This is a genomic window from Phenylobacterium sp., assembly GCF_036563285.1.
Taxonomy (GTDB): domain Bacteria; phylum Pseudomonadota; class Alphaproteobacteria; order Caulobacterales; family Caulobacteraceae; genus Phenylobacterium.
The window spans coordinates 383,044-397,638 of the sequence record NZ_DATCMR010000011.1 but is presented as its reverse complement, the minus strand read 5'-3'; the positions used below and the strand labels follow the sequence as shown (position 1 = coordinate 397,638).

Here is a 14,595-nt window from a genome sequence, read left to right as displayed (position 1 = left end):
CCCTCCCGTTTCCGGAAGGGGGCTTCGAGGCGAGCGCGACGTTGGGGCCTCGCGGCCGCGCCCGCCCAGACCTCCCCAAGCGGGGAGGCGGGGCTCTATGACCTAGTAGCCGTAGTAGGGCCGGCCGTAGCGGTCGTAGCGCGGCGTGCTGTAACGCGGAGCGCTGTAGCCGTAGCGGCTGTAGCTCGGGGCAGCGTAGTAGCCGCGGGCGTAGGGCTGCGAGTACGGCTGAGCGTAGCGGCCGTTGTAGTAGCCGTTGTTGTAGTAGCTCGAGTTGTAATCGCGGCAGTTGTCCTTGCCCTTGGCGATGGCGCTGCCGAGCAGGGCGCCGGCGACGGCGCCAAGCGCGGCGCCTTCCGTCCGGTTGTGGCGGTCGCCGGAGAGGCTCCGGCCGATCACCGCGCCGGCCACGCCGCCGACGATGGCGCCGGTGGCGGTGTTGGCGCTGCCCGAGCGGCACTCGTCGTAGGAATAGCTGCGGTACGGCTGGGCCGAGGCCGGGGCGGCGACCGCGCCGGCCGCAACGGTGGCGACGGCGGCCGCGGTCAGGGCGATCTTCTTCATGATCTGGCTCCTCATTCGCGTGCTGCGGCCAGGGACTCCCGACCACTTGAGGACGCACAATGGCGCATCGTCCCTGAACCGAGTCCGAGGGGGCCGGTCAGCTTCGGTTCATCGGGAAAGCAGGCGCTCCAGCGTCACCGGGCGGTAGTCCCAGACGTCGACGCCGACGTCGAACTGGCGGGGCATTTCCTTCAGGCGGCCGTGGCTGTGGCCGTGCAGGTTGAGGGCGCCCTTGTGCTGGCCGTTCCAGCTGCGGAAGGGGTAGTGGCACAGCACCAGCCTCCGGCCGGAAAGCTCCAGCTCGGCATAGGGCTGGACGCTCGCCCAGCCGTGGGCCGCCTCCGGACCAGGGTCGTTGTTGCCGACCACGAGGTGCTTCGTCCCGTTGAGCTCGCCTAGCACCTCGCCGGCCCGCCTGGACGTGCGGGCGAAGTCGCCGAGGTGCCAGACCTCGTCGTCGGGACCGACGGCGGCGTTCCAGCGCCGGACCAGCTCGGCGTCCATCTCGGCCACCGTGGCGAAGGGGCGCGGGTAGAGGTTGAGCACCCGATGGTCGCCGAAATGGGTGTCGCTGGTGAAGAAGACGGTCACGGCGGCTCAAACGCTGGCGGCGGCTATTGGGAGGCACTAGAACGCGGCCATGCGTGAGATCACCCACTTCATCGACGGCGTGTCCGTCGCAGGAACCTCCGGCCGCTACGGCGACGTCTTCAATCCCAACACCGGCGAGGTGCAGGCCCGCGTGACCCTGGCCACGGCGGCCGAGCTGGACGCCGCGGTCGGCTCCGCGGTCCGGGCGCAGCAGACCTGGGCGCTGGTGAACCCGCAGCGGCGGGCCCGGGTGATGTTCGAGTTCAAGCGGCTGGTGGAAGCCCGCATGGACGAGCTGGCCGAGCTGCTCTCGTCCGAGCACGGCAAGGTCATCGCCGACTCCAAGGGCGACATCCAGCGCGGCCTGGAGGTGATCGAGTTCGCCTGCGGCATCCCGCATGCGCTGAAGGGCGAGTACACCGAGGGCGCGGGTCCCGGGATCGACGTCTATTCCATGCGCCAGCCGCTGGGCGTGGCCGCGGGCATCACCCCGTTCAACTTCCCGGCGATGATCCCGATGTGGATGTTCGGGATCGCCATCGCGGTGGGCAACACCTTCATCCTGAAGCCGTCGGAGAAGGATCCGTCCGTGCCGGTCCGCCTGGCCGAGCTGATGATGGAAGCCGGGGCGCCCAAGGGCGTGCTGAACGTGGTGCACGGCGACAAGGTGGCGGTCGACGCCATCCTGGATCACCCCGACATCAAGGCGGTGAGCTTCGTGGGCTCCTCCGACATCGCCCACTACGTCTATTCCCGCGGCACGGCCAATGCGAAGCGCGTCCAGGCCATGGGCGGCGCCAAGAACCACGGCATCATCCTGCCGGACGCCGACCTGGAGCAGGCGACCAAGGACATCATCGGCGCGGCCTACGGCTCGGCAGGCGAGCGGTGCATGGCGCTGCCGGTGGTGGTGCCGGTGGGCAAGACGACCGCCGACGAGGTGCGCGAGCGGGTGCTGTCGGAGCTGGAGACGCTGAAGGTCGGCGTCTCCACCGACGCGGCCGCCCAGTACGGGCCGGTGGTCAGCGGGGCGCACAAGCAGCGGGTCTCCGACTACATCCAGATGGGCGTCGAGGAAGGCGCCGAGCTGGTGGTCGACGGCCGGGGCTTCGCCCTGCAGGGCTACGAGAAGGGCTTCTTCATCGGCCCCACGCTGTTCGACAACGTGAAGCCCTCGATGCGCACCTACCAGGAGGAGATCTTCGGGCCGGTGCTGCAGATCGTGCGGGCCGAGACCTTCGAGGAGGCCCTGCGGCTTCCGTCCGAGCACCAGTACGGCAACGGCGTCGCCATCTTCACCCGCAACGGCCGCGCGGCCCGCGAGTTCGCATCGCGCGTCAACGTCGGGATGGTCGGCATCAACGTGCCGATCCCGGTGCCGGTGGCCTACCATACCTTCGGCGGCTGGAAGCGCTCGGCGTTCGGGGACGTGAACCAGCACGGGATGGAGGGGGTGCGCTTCTACACCAAGGTGAAGACCATCACCGCCCGATGGCCGGAGGGCGCGGTCGAGGACTCGGCCTTCGTCATCCCGACCATGCGTTAGGACCGTCATGAACCGCCTGAAGCTCTGGGCCGGCCTGGCCCTCGTCCTCGGCGTCCTGGTCGGGGGCGTCTGGGCCTACTGGAACTTCGAGCTGCGCTGGCGGCCCAAGACGATCACCAAGCACCAGGCGGAGATCGCCGCGATCCTGCAGGCTTCGGGCTGGGTGTCGCCCAACCTGCCTGGCAAGAAACTCTACATGGTCTCGTTCCGGACCTGCCCCGACTGCATCCGCTTCAAGGACGAGCAGTTCCCCGACCTGCACAAGGCCAACGTCGATACCCGGGTGATCGAGATCGCCCGGCGCGACGTGAATGGCGTCGCCAAGTCGACGCCTGCGGAACGCGCCACCGTCGCCCAGCTGTGGATCACCCGCGACTGGAAGCTGCTGAACGCGTGGCACGCCGTCCCCCCCGCCGCGTGGAAGGCGACGGGCATCCCGCCGGCCGACGGCGACATGGCTCGCACGGCGGTCGTCGAGGCCGGACGATCCACGGTCGACAGGCTGAAGCCGCTGCTGAAGGACAACGGCGTCAACTTCGCCTACCCGCTGCTGGTGTGGTGGAACGACAAGGGCGAGATGAAGAGCTGCGCCTGCGAGAAGCGTGAGACGTACCGGTTCGTTCGCAAGGAGCTGGGGGTCTAGTTTCCCTCCCTTGATGGGGAGGGTGGCCGAGCGGAGCGAGGTCGGGTGAGGAAGTCGGGATCAAGCTCCGACGACGGCGCCTGGTCCACGCTTCCTCACCCGGACCGCTTCGCGGTCTGTCCCTCCCCGAAGGGAGGGAAACCTAAGCCCTACGTCCTTCGGCTGAACTGGTCCTTGTTGAAGGCGCGGGTCTTGGCGCCCTGGCCACGTTCCAGCTCGGTGCGGCCGCCGCGGTTGGAGTTGGTCGAGGAATAGACCGCGTCGGGAGCAGCCGGCTCGCCCCAATCCTGCTCGGGCTTGTCCCCCTGGCCCAGGTTGTGGATGTCGACGTTGGCCGGCGTGCCTTCGCCGAGGTCGCCGACCTCGCCGATCCCAGCCGCGTTGCGGTCGTCGCTGCCCTGCAGCCCGCCCTGGGGCTCGCCATCCGTGCCTTGGCTTTCGGAGCCTTCCTCCGAGCCGCCGAAGCTGCGGTCCTCCATGGCCGCGCCGGAGGCGTTGGCGCCGCCCTGGCTCACCGCGCCGGCGCCCATGTCGCTGGAGCCCTGACCACGGTCGTCGCCGGTCCCGGCGGGGTCGTTGTCGAAGCTGTCGGTGCGCTGTGGCGAGGTGGCGTGCTCGTCCCGGGTCGGCTGCTGCTGCTTGTCCATGTCGCTCTGGCCGAAGCCGTTGCCCTGCATGGCGGAGCGGTTGGAGTTGACGGTGCTCGGCTGATAGGTCCGGGGGTCTTCGGCCATAGGGGCTCTCCTTCTCTTCGTAGGGGACAACCCCCTCGCGCGGCGGGCCGTTCCTTGCGCTCGGGTGGAACGCTGAGTACGCCATCCAAAGATGCCTGAGACCCTCGCCGACGCCTTCGCCGCCCGCCTGGCCGCCGGCGAGATCCGCCAGGACCCGGCGCAGGACGCGGGGCTGCAGGCGCTGGTGCGGCTGGAGGCCGACCTGGCGAACGGGGGGCGCCGGCGGCTGTTCAAGAAGCCGGAGAGCCAGCGGGGCGTGTACCTCTTCGGACCGGTCGGCCGCGGCAAGTCCATGCTGATGGACCTGTTCTTCGAGACGGTCCCGGTGGAGCGGAAGCGGCGGACCCACTTCCACGTCTTCATGGGCGAGGTCCACCGGCTGATCGATGCCTGGCGCAAGGGCGATGCCGCCGCGCGCCGCGCCAGGTTCGGGCAGGCCAAAGGCGACGATCCGATCCCGCCGGTGGCGGACGTGGTGGCCGACGGCGCGCGCCTGCTCTGCTTTGACGAGTTCCAGGTCACCGACATCGCAGACGCCATGATCCTGGGGCGGCTGTTCGAGGCGCTGTTCGCCCGCGGCGTGACGTTAGTGGCGACGTCGAACCGCCACCCCGACGCGCTCTACAAGGACGGCATCAACCGACAGCTCTTCCTGCCGTTCATCGACCTGCTGAAGGCCAACGTCGACGTGGTGGAGGTCGCAGGCGCGCACGACTACCGGCTGGACCGGCTGCGGGCGGCCGGCACCTGGTTCTCGCCGAACGATCCGGACAACCGGCGCAGCTACGAGCGGCTCTGGAAGGAGATGCTGGCGGGCGAGGATGAGAGCGGGGCGACGCTCGAGGTGCTGGGCCGCAAGATCACCCTGCCGCATGCCTCCGGCGGGCTGGTGCGGGCCACCTTCTCCAGCCTCTGCTCGGTGGCGCTCGGGCCCAACGACTACGTGGCGCTGGCCGAGCGCTTCCACACCGTCTTCCTGGAGGACGTGCCGAAGCTGACGCCCAACCGGCGCGAGGAGGCGCGGCGGTTCGTGATCCTCATCGATGCGCTCTACGAGGCGAAGGCCCGGCTGATCGTGCTGGCCGAGGCCGAGCCCGCGAAGCTCTACCCGCAGGGCGACGGGGCCTTCGAGTTCGAGCGCACGGCCTCGCGCCTGCAGGAGATGCGCTCGGCCGACTGGCTGAAGGACCGCGACTGATGGCCAGCGTCGTCTATGGCGACCCGCCGGCGGACCTGGTGGAGCGCCCGGCCGGAGCGGTTCAGGTGTCGCCGCTGGTCCCCGGCGCCGCGTCGCTGGAGGACAGGGCGGCGGCGAGTCTGGACGCGGTGGCGATGGCCGCGCCGCCGGGGACGCTGGAGCGCCGCTACGCGCTGGCGCTGGCGCTGCGGGCCCTGAAGCCGGGCGCGCCGCTCACCGCGCTCGCGCCCAAGGACAAGGGCGGGTCGCGCATCGGCCGCGAGCTGGCGGCCTTCGGCTGCAAGGTCGAGGAAGAGGGCCGGCGCCACCAGCGGATCTGCCGGACGGTGCGGCCGCCGGAGCCGGTCGGCGTGGAGGCTGCGATCGCCGAAGGCGAGCCACGGCGGGACGGCGAGCTGTGGACCCAGCCCGGCGTGTTCAGCTGGGACCGCCTGGACCCCGGCAGCCGGCTGCTGCTCTCGGCGCTCCCGCCGCTGAAGGGGCGCGGCGTCGACCTCGGCTGCGGGATCGGCGTGCTGAGCCGCGCGGTGCTGGCCTCGCCGGCGGTGACGCGGCTGGACCTGGTGGAGATCGACCGCCGCGCGCTGGAGGCCGCGCGCCGCAACGTGATGGACGAGCGGGCGCAGTTCCACTGGGCGGACGCCCGGACGGCGCCGGAGCTGGACGGGCTCGACTTCGTGGTCACCAACCCGCCGTTCCACGAGGGGGGCAATGAGGATCGGGCGCTGGGGCTGGCGTTCCTGCGGCGCGCGCACCGGGCGCTGCGGAAGGGCGGCGTTCTGTGGGTGGTGGCCAACCGGCACCTGCCGTACGAGGCGCTGCTGGCCGAGCTGTTCGGCAAGCCTGTCCTGAAGGCCGACAGCGGCGGCTTCAAGGTCTACGAGGCCCGCAAGTGAGCGCCACCCTGAGGCTTGACAAGCTCCTCGCCAACATGGGCTACGGCTCGCGCCGCGAGGTGCAGGAGCTGGTGCGCCTAGGGGCGGTGGTGCTCGACGGCGCGCCGGTGCGGACCGCGGACATGCGCATCCCGGCGACGCCCGACCTGCCGGCGCGCATGGTGGTGGACGGCGAGCCGCTCGACCCACCGCCGGGGCTGGTGCTGATGCTGCACAAGCCGCTGGGCGTCACCTGCTCGCACAAGGAGACGGGCGCGCTGGTCTACGAGCTGCTGCCGTCCCGGTGGCGGCAGCGGGAGCCGGCGATCTCGACGGTGGGCCGGTTGGACAAGGAGACCTCGGGCCTGCTGCTGATGACCGACGACGGGGCGCTGCTGCACAAGATCATCTCGCCGAAGCGGCACGTGGCGAAGCGGTACGTGGCGACGCTGGACCGGCCGCTGAAGGGCGACGAGGGCGAGCTCTTCGCGTCGGGCGAGATGATGCTGGAGGGCGAGGACAAGCCGCTGCTGCCGGCGGTGCTGGAGCCGCTCACGCCCACCAGCGCCCGCCTGACCATCACCGAGGGCCGCTACCACCAGGTGCGGCGGATGTTCGCCGCGGTGGGCAACCACGTGGTCGCCCTGCACCGCGACCGCATCGGCGGCCTCGAGCTTCCGGCCGACCTGGCGCCCGGCCGGTGGCGGCTGATGGATGGGGACGACGTCGCCGCGGTGTTCGCCTAGGCCCTGAGGCTCTCCACCAGCTCGCGGGCGTAAGGGCGCAGCTCGTCTTCGGTGCGGACGACGATCTTGAGCTCGCGGAGCGCCCAGTCGTCCGCGAGCTGGACCACGGCGAGCGCCATCGTCCTCGACGCCCGGGCGGCGGTGGTGGCGGGCACGACGCCGATGCCCACGCCGCACTCCACGAGCCGGCAGACGGCGTCGAAGCTGCGGAGCTGGACGCGCAGGCGCAGCGGCCGGCCTTCGCGCGCGGCCTTGGAGGCCAGGAACCGCTGCAGGGAGCTCGACCGGTCGAGGCCGACGAAGTCCTGGTCCAGCACCTCGGCGAACGGGACCTTCTTGCGCCGGGCCAGCGGGTGGCCTGCAGCGGTCACCACCACGAAGCGGTCCTCGCGGAACGGGTAGGTGGCCAGCGCCCCGACCTCGACCGGGCCGGCGACGATGCCGATGTCGGCCACCCCTTCGGCGACCAGGCCAACGATCTCGTCGGAGAGCCGCTCTTCCAGGTCGACGCTGACGTGCGGATGGCTGGCCAGGAAGGACGACAGCGCCTCGGGCAGGAACTCGGTCACCGCGTTGGTGTTGGCCAGCACCTTCACCTCGCCGGAGAGGCCGCCTGCGTAGGCGCCGAGGTCCTCCCGCAGCCGGGCGCTCTGGGCGAGGATGGCGCGGGCGTGCTTGAGCAGCATGCGGCCGGCCGGCGTCGGCGCGACGCCCTGGCGCGAGCGGGTGAGCAGGGCCGAGCCCAGGGTCTCCTCCATGCCGCGGATGCGGGTCGAGGCGGCGGCCAGGGCGAGCGCGCTGCGTTCGGCGCCTTTTGTTATGGAGCCGGCGTCCACCACTTCGCAGAACAGCCGCAGGTCGGTCAGATCGAAGCGCATCCTTCGCCTTTCGCGAAGGAACGCTACAGCAAAGACGGATTGCGCGGGAGAGCCGAAGTGCGCGACTTAAGCTCCCGCGAAGGCCGGGCCTTGGCCGGCGCGGGCGTTTGACACCCTCCCGCACCGGCTTAAAAGCGGTCGCGTCGAGGGGTTGAGGGAGCGAGCATGAGCGACGCAAGAGTCCCGCGGGAGAGGCCGCTCTCGCCCCACCTCACGGTCTGGCGCTGGCACATCACCATGGCCGCCTCGATCCTGCACCGGGTGACCGGTGTGGGCCTGTATCTGGGCGCCCTGATCGTGGCCTGGTGGGCGGTCTCGCTGGCGGCCGGTCCCGAGGCCTACGACCAGTTCCGCGGGCTGATCGGCTCGCCACTCGGCAAGTTCGTGCTGTTCGGCATGACCGTATCGTTCTTCTACCACCTGGCCTCGGGCATCCGGCACTCGGTGTGGGACCTCGGCCACGGGCTGACCATCAAGAGCGCCAATGCGCTGGCGGTGGCGAGCTTCGCCTTCGCGATCGCCGCGACCGTGGCGGTCTGGTTCATCGCCTTCACGACGGGAGCGCTTTGATGGCCAGCTACCGCACTCCGCTGGGCCGCGCCCGCGGCCTGGGCAGCGCCAAGCACGGCGCCGTCGACTGGCTGTCCGAACGCTTCGCCGCGCTGGCGCTCGTGCCGCTCACCCTGTGGGCGGTGTTCGGCGTGCTGCGGCTCGCCACGCTCGACTACCTGGGGGCGGTGCAGTGGGTGGCGCATCCGCTGAACGCGACGCTGCTGGTGCTCACCGTGGCGGTGAGCTTCTGGCACATGCACCGCGGCATGCGGGTGGTGGTGGAGGACTACATCCACAAGAACATGAGCAAGCTCGGCCTGCTGCTGCTCAACTTCCTCGTCTGCGGCCTGGCGGGCGCGCTGGCGGTGTTCTCGATCCTGAAAGTCGCGTTCAGCGGCGGAGCCTACTGATCCCATGGCGGCCTACGAATTCATCGACCACAAGTTCGACGTCGTCGTGGTGGGGGCCGGCGGCTCCGGCCTGCGCGCCGCACTGGGCTGCGCCCAGGCTGGGCTGAAGACGGCCTGCGTGACCAAGGTCTTCCCGACGCGCTCGCACACCGTGGCGGCGCAGGGCGGCATCTCCGCGAGCCTCGGCAACATGAGCGAGGACGACTGGCGCTGGCACATGTACGACACCGTCAAGGGGTCCGACTGGCTGGGCGACCAGGACGCCATCGAATACCTGTGCCGCAACGCGCCGGCGGCGGTCTACGAGCTCGAGCACTGGGGCGTGCCGTTCTCGCGCACGCCGGACGGCAAGATCTACCAGCGCGCCTTCGGCGGCATGACGCGCAACTTCGGCGAGGCGCCGATCCAGCGCACCTGCGCCGCAGCCGACCGCACCGGCCACGCCATGCTCCATACGATGTATGGCCAGTCCCTGGCGCACGACACCGAGTTCTTCATCGAGTACTTCGCCCTGGACCTGATCATGGACGAGGGCGTCTGCCGCGGCGTCACGGCGTGGAAGCTGGACGACGGCACCCTGCACCGCTTCCAGGCGCAGCTGGTGATCCTGGCCACCGGCGGCTACGGCCGGGCCTACTTCTCATGCACGTCCGCGCACACCTGCACCGGCGACGGCAACGCCATGGTGCTGCGCGCCGGGCTGCCGCTGCAGGACATGGAGTTCGTGCAGTTCCACCCCACGGGGATCTATGGCGCGGGCTGCCTGATCACGGAAGGCGCGCGCGGCGAGGGCGGGTACCTGACGAATTCCGAGGGCGAGCGGTTCATGGAGCGCTATGCGCCGACCGTGAAGGACCTCGCGCCGCGCGACATGGTCAGCCGCGCCATGACCATCGAAATCCGTGAAGGGCGCGGCGTCGGCCCGAACAAGGACCACATCTTCCTGCACCTCGATCACCTCGACCCGGCGATCCTCGCCGAACGGCTGCCGGGCATCTCGGAGAGCGCCAAGATCTTCGCCGGGGTGGACGTCACCAAGGAGCCGATCCCGGTGCTGCCGACCGTGCACTACAACATGGGCGGCATCCCGACGAACTTCTACTCGGAGGTGGTGACCAAGGCCGGCAAGAACCCGGACCAGGTGGTGCCGGGCCTGATGGCGGTTGGCGAGGCGGCGTGCGTGAGCGTGCACGGCGCGAACCGGCTGGGCTCCAACAGCCTGATCGACTTGGTGGTGTTCGGCCGCTCCGCCGCCCTGCGCGCCGCCGAGACGGTGAAGCCGGGCGACAAGCAGCCCGAGCTCTCCGACGCCATGACCCAGTCCCACCTGGCCCGCTTCGACCGGCTGCGCCACGCCAACGGGGCGATCCCGACCGCGGCGCTGCGTCTCGAGATGCAACGCGCCATGCAGGAGGACGCCGCCGTCTTCCGCACCACGGAGGCGCTCAAGTCCGGCGTGAAGCGGCTCGCCGCCGTGCAGGCCAAGCGCAAGGAGATCCGCGTCTCGGACCGCGGCCTGATCTGGAACACCGACCTGATGGAGACCCTGGAGTTCGACAACCTTGTCGGCCAGGCCACCGTCACCGTCGCCGGCGCCGCCAACCGCACCGAGAGCCGCGGCGCGCATGCCCACGAGAACTTCCCCGATCGCGACGACAAGACCTGGATGAAGCACACGCTCGCCTGGTTCGATGACGCCTCCGGCAAGGTGAAGATCGACTACCGGCCGGTGCACAACTTCACCATGACCAACGACATCGCCTACATCCCGCCCAAGGCGCGGGTGTACTGAGGACAGCCCATGGTCGAGCTCGCGCTTCCCAAGAATTCCCGCGTCACCAAGGGCCGGCACTGGCCTGCGCCTGAGGGCGCCAAGCGGGTGAAGACCTTCAAGGTCTACCGCTACGATCCGGAGGGGACCGAGAACCCCCGCTGGGACACCTACGACGTGGACGTGGACGCCTGCGGGCCGATGGTCCTGGACGTGCTGATCCACATCAAGAACACCATGGACCCAAGCCTGGCGTTCCGGCGCTCGTGCCGCGAGGGGGTGTGCGGGTCGTGCGCCATGAACATCGCCGGGCGCAACACCCTGGCCTGCACCCATGGCTGGGAAGAGGCGCCGGGCAAGGACGTGTCGATCAGCCCGCTGCCGCACATGCCGGTGGTCAAGGACCTGGTCCCCGACCTGACCATGTTCTACGCCCAGTACGCCTCGGTGGAGCCGTGGCTGCACACCACCACGCCGGAGCCGCAGCGGGAGTGGAAGCAGTCGCCTGAGGACCGCGAAAAGCTGGACGGCCTCTACGAATGCATCCTGTGCGCCTGCTGCACGACGAGCTGCCCGAGCTACTGGTGGAACGGCGACAAGTACCTGGGCCCGGCGGCCCTGCTGCACGCCTACCGCTGGCTGATCGACAGCCGCGACGAGGCGACGGGGGATCGGCTGGATGCGCTGGAGGATCCGTTCAAGCTCTATCGCTGCCACACCATCATGAACTGCGCCCAGGTCTGCCCAAAGGGCCTGAACCCCGCCAAGGCCATCGCCGAGGTAAAGAAGATGCTGGTGGAGCGGGTGGTCTAAGAAGCCTCCCTCTCCCGCAGCGCGGGAGAGGGCCGGGGTGAGGCCCGGCTCGTACCGCGGGATTGCACCGGATGCCGGTGCGCGGGCCCTCGCTCTGTCTTCCGGTGTCAGCCCAGCCGGACCCTCACCCTGCCCTCTCCCGTTCGCTGCCGCTCACGGGCGAGGGTAATGATCCTCGTAGGTCCCCAGCTTGCAGCTGTAGCCCTCGGGCGGCGGGGTGAGCTTGAAGCGACGGGGGTTCGATCCCTTCGGGTGTGAGGCGAGGGTCTTGAGCGCCCAGCTGTTGAACGCCTGGGTGTTCTTCTGCGGCCACATGTGGCCGTGGTCGGCGGTGCAGGCGACGTGGACCACGTTCCGGAAGCTCGAGAAGTAGTTGGCGCCGGCCTGGGTGCTGGGACGGTAGTCGGCGCAGAGCACGCCGTTGCAGTTCCACAGGTCCTTCTCGCCGCCCCAGACGGTGATCACGATCATCGGAGAGAGCCTGGTCTTCAGCGGGTAGGGACCCACGCGGCCCTGGTGGATCTTCTTCGGCGCGGCGATCACCGCCTGGCGGGCGGCGTCGAAGGAGAGCGGGCTCCCGTCGTCCTTGCTGACGTACCATTCGCCGGAGATCGGCAGGCCGCCGGCCCAGAAGCCGGTGTCGAAGGTCAGCGCGCGGTTGGTGAAGGTCCCGCCGGAGGAGATGCCGCCGAGGTACAGACGCCGTTCGTCAAGCGTCCACTTGGTGGCGACGCAGCGCGCCGCCGCCTCCAGGAACGACACGTCGGGGCCCGCGTCCTGCTTCCACTTGTCTCCCGCGGCCGATGCGGCGCGGCCCTCGCGCCAGGGCATCCAGTTCCAGCCGTCCTTGCCAGGGCCGTTGCAGGCCTGGCTGCGGTCGTTGGGGTCCTGGTTGGAGCAGTGGCGCACCGGCCCGATGACCATGAAGCCGTGGTCGGCCATGAGGGCGTTGGCGCCGCTGCGCGGGGTGCGCAGGTTCTGCTCGGTGGACTCGACGGTGCCGGTGAGCGGGATCCAGAGCGGCGCGGGGCCCTTGGCGCCCTTCGGCGGCACGACCACGAAAGCGCGCATCTCGCCCTTGTGCGGGAAGTCGCGGTTCAGGCCTTCCTTCACTTGGTAGCCGTCGGGGCACTGGCCCTTCAGCGCCGCGGAGGCGGCCTGTGGCGCCAGCGCGGCGATACCGAGAGCAAGAACCGCCAGTCGACGAGCGAGCATCATGGTTGATTGCCTCCCGTGCGAACGGTGCGGCAGGCGGGCGAGGGCGTCAAGCCGAGCCCTGAGTATCTGGTATGGGTGTACAGCAAAGACGGGGCCGCCGCCGTTGAGTATCCGGTATGCGATCGGTCGCGGCGAGACCTTGACCTGCGCCCACGTGCACCTCCAACCTGGACCCAGGAGGACGCCGTCATGGGATCCAAGCTGTGGGCCGCCGCTCTGGCGGTGGTGGCCCTGGTCGCGCTCGGGGCGAGCGCGCCGGAGCCGGACAGCAACGGCGTCATGGGCCACCTCACCGGAGAGGCGGGCGATCCGAAGCTGGGCGCGGTGCTCTACGCCGCTCGCTGCGCCTCCTGTCATGACAACCCCGTCGAGCGGACGCCCTCGAAGGCGCAGCTCTCGGGGCACACGCGCGCCTTCATCGCCCAGACGATGTTTCAGGGCGTGATGCGGCCGATGGCGCAGGGCCTGAAGCCGCAGGAGATCAGCGCGATCGCCGCGCACCTTTCCAACCGCACCGGCGGCCGTCCGCTCGCCGAGGAAGCCCCGCTCTGCCGCGCCCGCCCGCCCATGCACCTGGATGGCCCGAGCTGGGCGGACTGGGGGAACGGCGTCACCCACGGGCGCTACCAGCCGAACCCGGGCTTCGCCGCCGCGGACGTCCCGCGGCTGAAGCTGAAGTGGGCCTTCGCGCTCTCCGGCGGCCGGAACGGACAGCCAACGCTGGCGGGAGGACGGATCTTCGTGAGCTCGTTCTCCGGCGCCGTCTATGCGCTCGACGCCAAGACCGGCTGCGCCTACTGGCGCTTCGACACCAAGGCCGGCGCCCGCAGCACCGTGGCGGTGGCCCGGCTGGCCGGCGCCAAGCCGCGCTACGCGGCCTTCGTCACCGACTTCGCCCGCATAACCTACGCCATCGACGCCGAGACCGGGAAGCTGATCTGGCAGCGGCAGGTGGACGAGCAGCGGGAGGTCCAGATGACCGGCTCGCCAATCGTCGCGGAGGGCAAGCTCTTCGTGCCGGTTTCCTCGGCCGAGGAGGCGATCGCGACGGACGACGCCTATGAATGCTGCAAGTTCCGCGGCGCGCTGGTGGCGCTGGACGCCGCCACCGGGCGGGTCCTCTGGAAGACCTACATGGCCCCGCCGGCCAAGCCATTCCGCAAGAACGCCAAGGGCGTCCAGATGTACGGTCCCGCGGGCTCCGCCATCTGGTCCGCGCCCACCTATGACTCGAAGCGCAGGCTCATCTATGTGGCGACCGGCGACTCCTACACCGAGGCTCCGCTGGACACGTCCGACGCGATCGTCGCGCTGGACGCCCGCACCGGCGCGATCCGCTGGAAGAACCAGCTCACCGCCAACGACAACTACATCATCGGCTGTGGACGGGAGCAGCGGGCGGCGAACTGCCCGGAAGAGGTGGGGCCGGACCACGACTTCGGCGCCTCCCCGATCCTGCACACGCTGGCGTCCGGCAAGCAGGTCCTGCTGGCGGGCCAGAAGTCGAGCCAGGTCTATGCGCTGGATCCGGACGCCAACGGCCGCCTGATCTGGGAGCGGCGGTTGAGCAGCGGCGGCGCGCTGGGCGGCATCGAGTTTGGCATGGCCGACGATGGCGAGGTCCTCTACGTGCCGGTTGCCGACGTCTATCCGACCCCGCCGGGTCCGCCGAAGCCGGGCCTCTCCGCCATTCGGGTGGCGGACGGCGCGTTGCTGTGGACGACCCCCACGCCCAAGCTGCCGTGCGCCTGGAAGGGCAATTACTGCTCGCCGGCCATGTCGCAGGCCGTCAGCGCCATCCCTGGCGCAGTCTTCGGCGGCTCGATGGACGGCCGCTTCCGGGCCTTCGACGCCAAGACCGGGCGCGTGGTCTGGGAGATCGACACGGCGGCCAAGCCGGTCATGACGGTCTCCGGCCGCGAGGCGCAGGGCGGGGTGATCGACGCGGCGGGACCGACGATCGCGGGCGGCCACGTCTATGTGCTCTCCGGCTACCAGGCGCGGTCGGGCGTTCCCGGCGCGGTGCTGATGGCGTTCTCAGTGGACGGACGCTAGC

At 70.2% G+C, this 14,595-nt stretch carries 15 protein-coding genes; 10 read left to right on the top strand and 5 right to left on the bottom strand.

The features are described 5' to 3' along the window. Nucleotides 1-102: 102 nt before the first annotated feature. Both VIL76_RS12635 and VIL76_RS12630 read right to left on the bottom strand, forming a co-directional pair. Entirely contained in the window at nucleotides 103-564 is a 462-nt protein-coding gene (locus VIL76_RS12635; protein WP_332045389.1) for a glycine zipper 2TM domain-containing protein, read from the bottom strand. A gap of 108 nt (nucleotides 565-672) precedes the next feature. Beyond that, on the bottom strand, nucleotides 673-1,155 hold the full coding sequence (locus VIL76_RS12630) for a metallophosphoesterase family protein (protein WP_332045388.1): 483 nt from the start codon (nucleotides 1,153-1,155) through the stop codon (nucleotides 673-675). A gap of 49 nt (nucleotides 1,156-1,204) precedes the next feature. Between VIL76_RS12630 and VIL76_RS12625 the strand changes: the two genes are divergently transcribed. Both VIL76_RS12625 and VIL76_RS12620 read left to right on the top strand, forming a co-directional pair. Then, nucleotides 1,205-2,701: a CoA-acylating methylmalonate-semialdehyde dehydrogenase gene (locus tag VIL76_RS12625; protein WP_332045387.1), complete on the top strand. Its 1,497-nt coding sequence runs from the start codon at nucleotides 1,205-1,207 to the stop codon at nucleotides 2,699-2,701. 7 nt (nucleotides 2,702-2,708) lie between these two features. After that, the gene (locus VIL76_RS12620) at nucleotides 2,709-3,344 is read left to right on the top strand and encodes a hypothetical protein (RefSeq protein ID WP_332045386.1); all 636 of its coding nucleotides are present in this window, start codon (nucleotides 2,709-2,711) and stop codon (nucleotides 3,342-3,344) included. Nucleotides 3,345-3,493: 149 nt separating this feature from the next. Here the strand turns inward: VIL76_RS12620 and VIL76_RS12615 are convergent, their stop codons facing one another. Further along, nucleotides 3,494-4,078 (bottom strand): hypothetical protein, encoded by a 585-nt coding sequence (locus VIL76_RS12615; RefSeq protein ID WP_332045385.1) that lies wholly within the window; start codon nucleotides 4,076-4,078, stop codon nucleotides 3,494-3,496. A 91-nt stretch (nucleotides 4,079-4,169) separates the two neighbouring features. Between VIL76_RS12615 and zapE the strand changes: the two genes are divergently transcribed. Genes zapE through VIL76_RS12600 form a run of 3 tightly spaced genes read left to right on the top strand, consistent with a single transcriptional unit; the run spans nucleotide 4,170 to nucleotide 6,897 of the window. Next, nucleotides 4,170-5,276, top strand: a complete 1,107-nt coding sequence (gene zapE / locus VIL76_RS12610) for a cell division protein ZapE (protein ID WP_332045384.1) — start codon at nucleotides 4,170-4,172, stop codon at nucleotides 5,274-5,276. Next, nucleotides 5,276-6,172, top strand: coding sequence for a class I SAM-dependent methyltransferase (locus VIL76_RS12605; RefSeq protein ID WP_332045383.1), 897 nt, complete (start codon nucleotides 5,276-5,278; stop codon nucleotides 6,170-6,172). The genes zapE and VIL76_RS12605 overlap by 1 nt, the downstream gene beginning before the upstream one ends. Further along, nucleotides 6,169-6,897 carry a pseudouridine synthase gene (locus tag VIL76_RS12600; RefSeq protein ID WP_332045382.1) on the top strand — a complete coding sequence of 243 codons (729 nt, stop codon included), beginning with the start codon at nucleotides 6,169-6,171 and terminating at the stop codon, nucleotides 6,895-6,897. The genes VIL76_RS12605 and VIL76_RS12600 overlap by 4 nt, the downstream gene beginning before the upstream one ends. On the opposite strand, the gene VIL76_RS12595 is transcribed toward VIL76_RS12600, so the two are convergent. Then, on the bottom strand, nucleotides 6,894-7,775 hold the full coding sequence (locus VIL76_RS12595; RefSeq protein ID WP_332045381.1) for a LysR substrate-binding domain-containing protein: 882 nt from the start codon (nucleotides 7,773-7,775) through the stop codon (nucleotides 6,894-6,896). The genes VIL76_RS12600 and VIL76_RS12595 overlap by 4 nt on opposite strands. A 165-nt stretch (nucleotides 7,776-7,940) precedes the next feature. On the opposite strand from VIL76_RS12595, the gene sdhC reads away from it, so the two are divergent. From sdhC to VIL76_RS12575, 4 genes are read left to right on the top strand one after another with little or no spacing between them, the layout of a single operon-like run. After that, complete coding sequence (gene sdhC / locus VIL76_RS12590; RefSeq protein WP_332045380.1) at nucleotides 7,941-8,345, top strand: succinate dehydrogenase, cytochrome b556 subunit; 405 nt, start codon at nucleotides 7,941-7,943, stop codon at nucleotides 8,343-8,345. After that, nucleotides 8,345-8,737: a succinate dehydrogenase, hydrophobic membrane anchor protein gene (sdhD, locus tag VIL76_RS12585; protein WP_332045379.1), complete on the top strand. Its 393-nt coding sequence runs from the start codon at nucleotides 8,345-8,347 to the stop codon at nucleotides 8,735-8,737. The genes sdhC and sdhD overlap by 1 nt, the downstream gene beginning before the upstream one ends. A gap of 4 nt (nucleotides 8,738-8,741) precedes the next feature. Next, on the top strand, nucleotides 8,742-10,529 hold the full coding sequence (gene sdhA, locus VIL76_RS12580) for a succinate dehydrogenase flavoprotein subunit (RefSeq protein WP_332045378.1): 1,788 nt from the start codon (nucleotides 8,742-8,744) through the stop codon (nucleotides 10,527-10,529). 9 nt (nucleotides 10,530-10,538) lie between these two features. Next, complete coding sequence (locus tag VIL76_RS12575) at nucleotides 10,539-11,321, top strand: succinate dehydrogenase iron-sulfur subunit (protein WP_332045377.1); 783 nt, start codon at nucleotides 10,539-10,541, stop codon at nucleotides 11,319-11,321. 153 nt (nucleotides 11,322-11,474) lie between these two features. On the opposite strand, the gene VIL76_RS12570 is transcribed toward VIL76_RS12575, so the two are convergent. Continuing rightward, entirely contained in the window at nucleotides 11,475-12,539 is a 1,065-nt protein-coding gene (locus VIL76_RS12570; protein WP_332045376.1) for a hypothetical protein, read from the bottom strand. Between the two features lie 189 nt (nucleotides 12,540-12,728). Between VIL76_RS12570 and VIL76_RS12565 the strand changes: the two genes are divergently transcribed. Beyond that, nucleotides 12,729-14,594 (top strand): PQQ-binding-like beta-propeller repeat protein, encoded by a 1,866-nt coding sequence (locus VIL76_RS12565; RefSeq protein WP_332045375.1) that lies wholly within the window; start codon nucleotides 12,729-12,731, stop codon nucleotides 14,592-14,594. The last annotated feature ends 1 nt before the right edge of the window (nucleotide 14,595 follow it).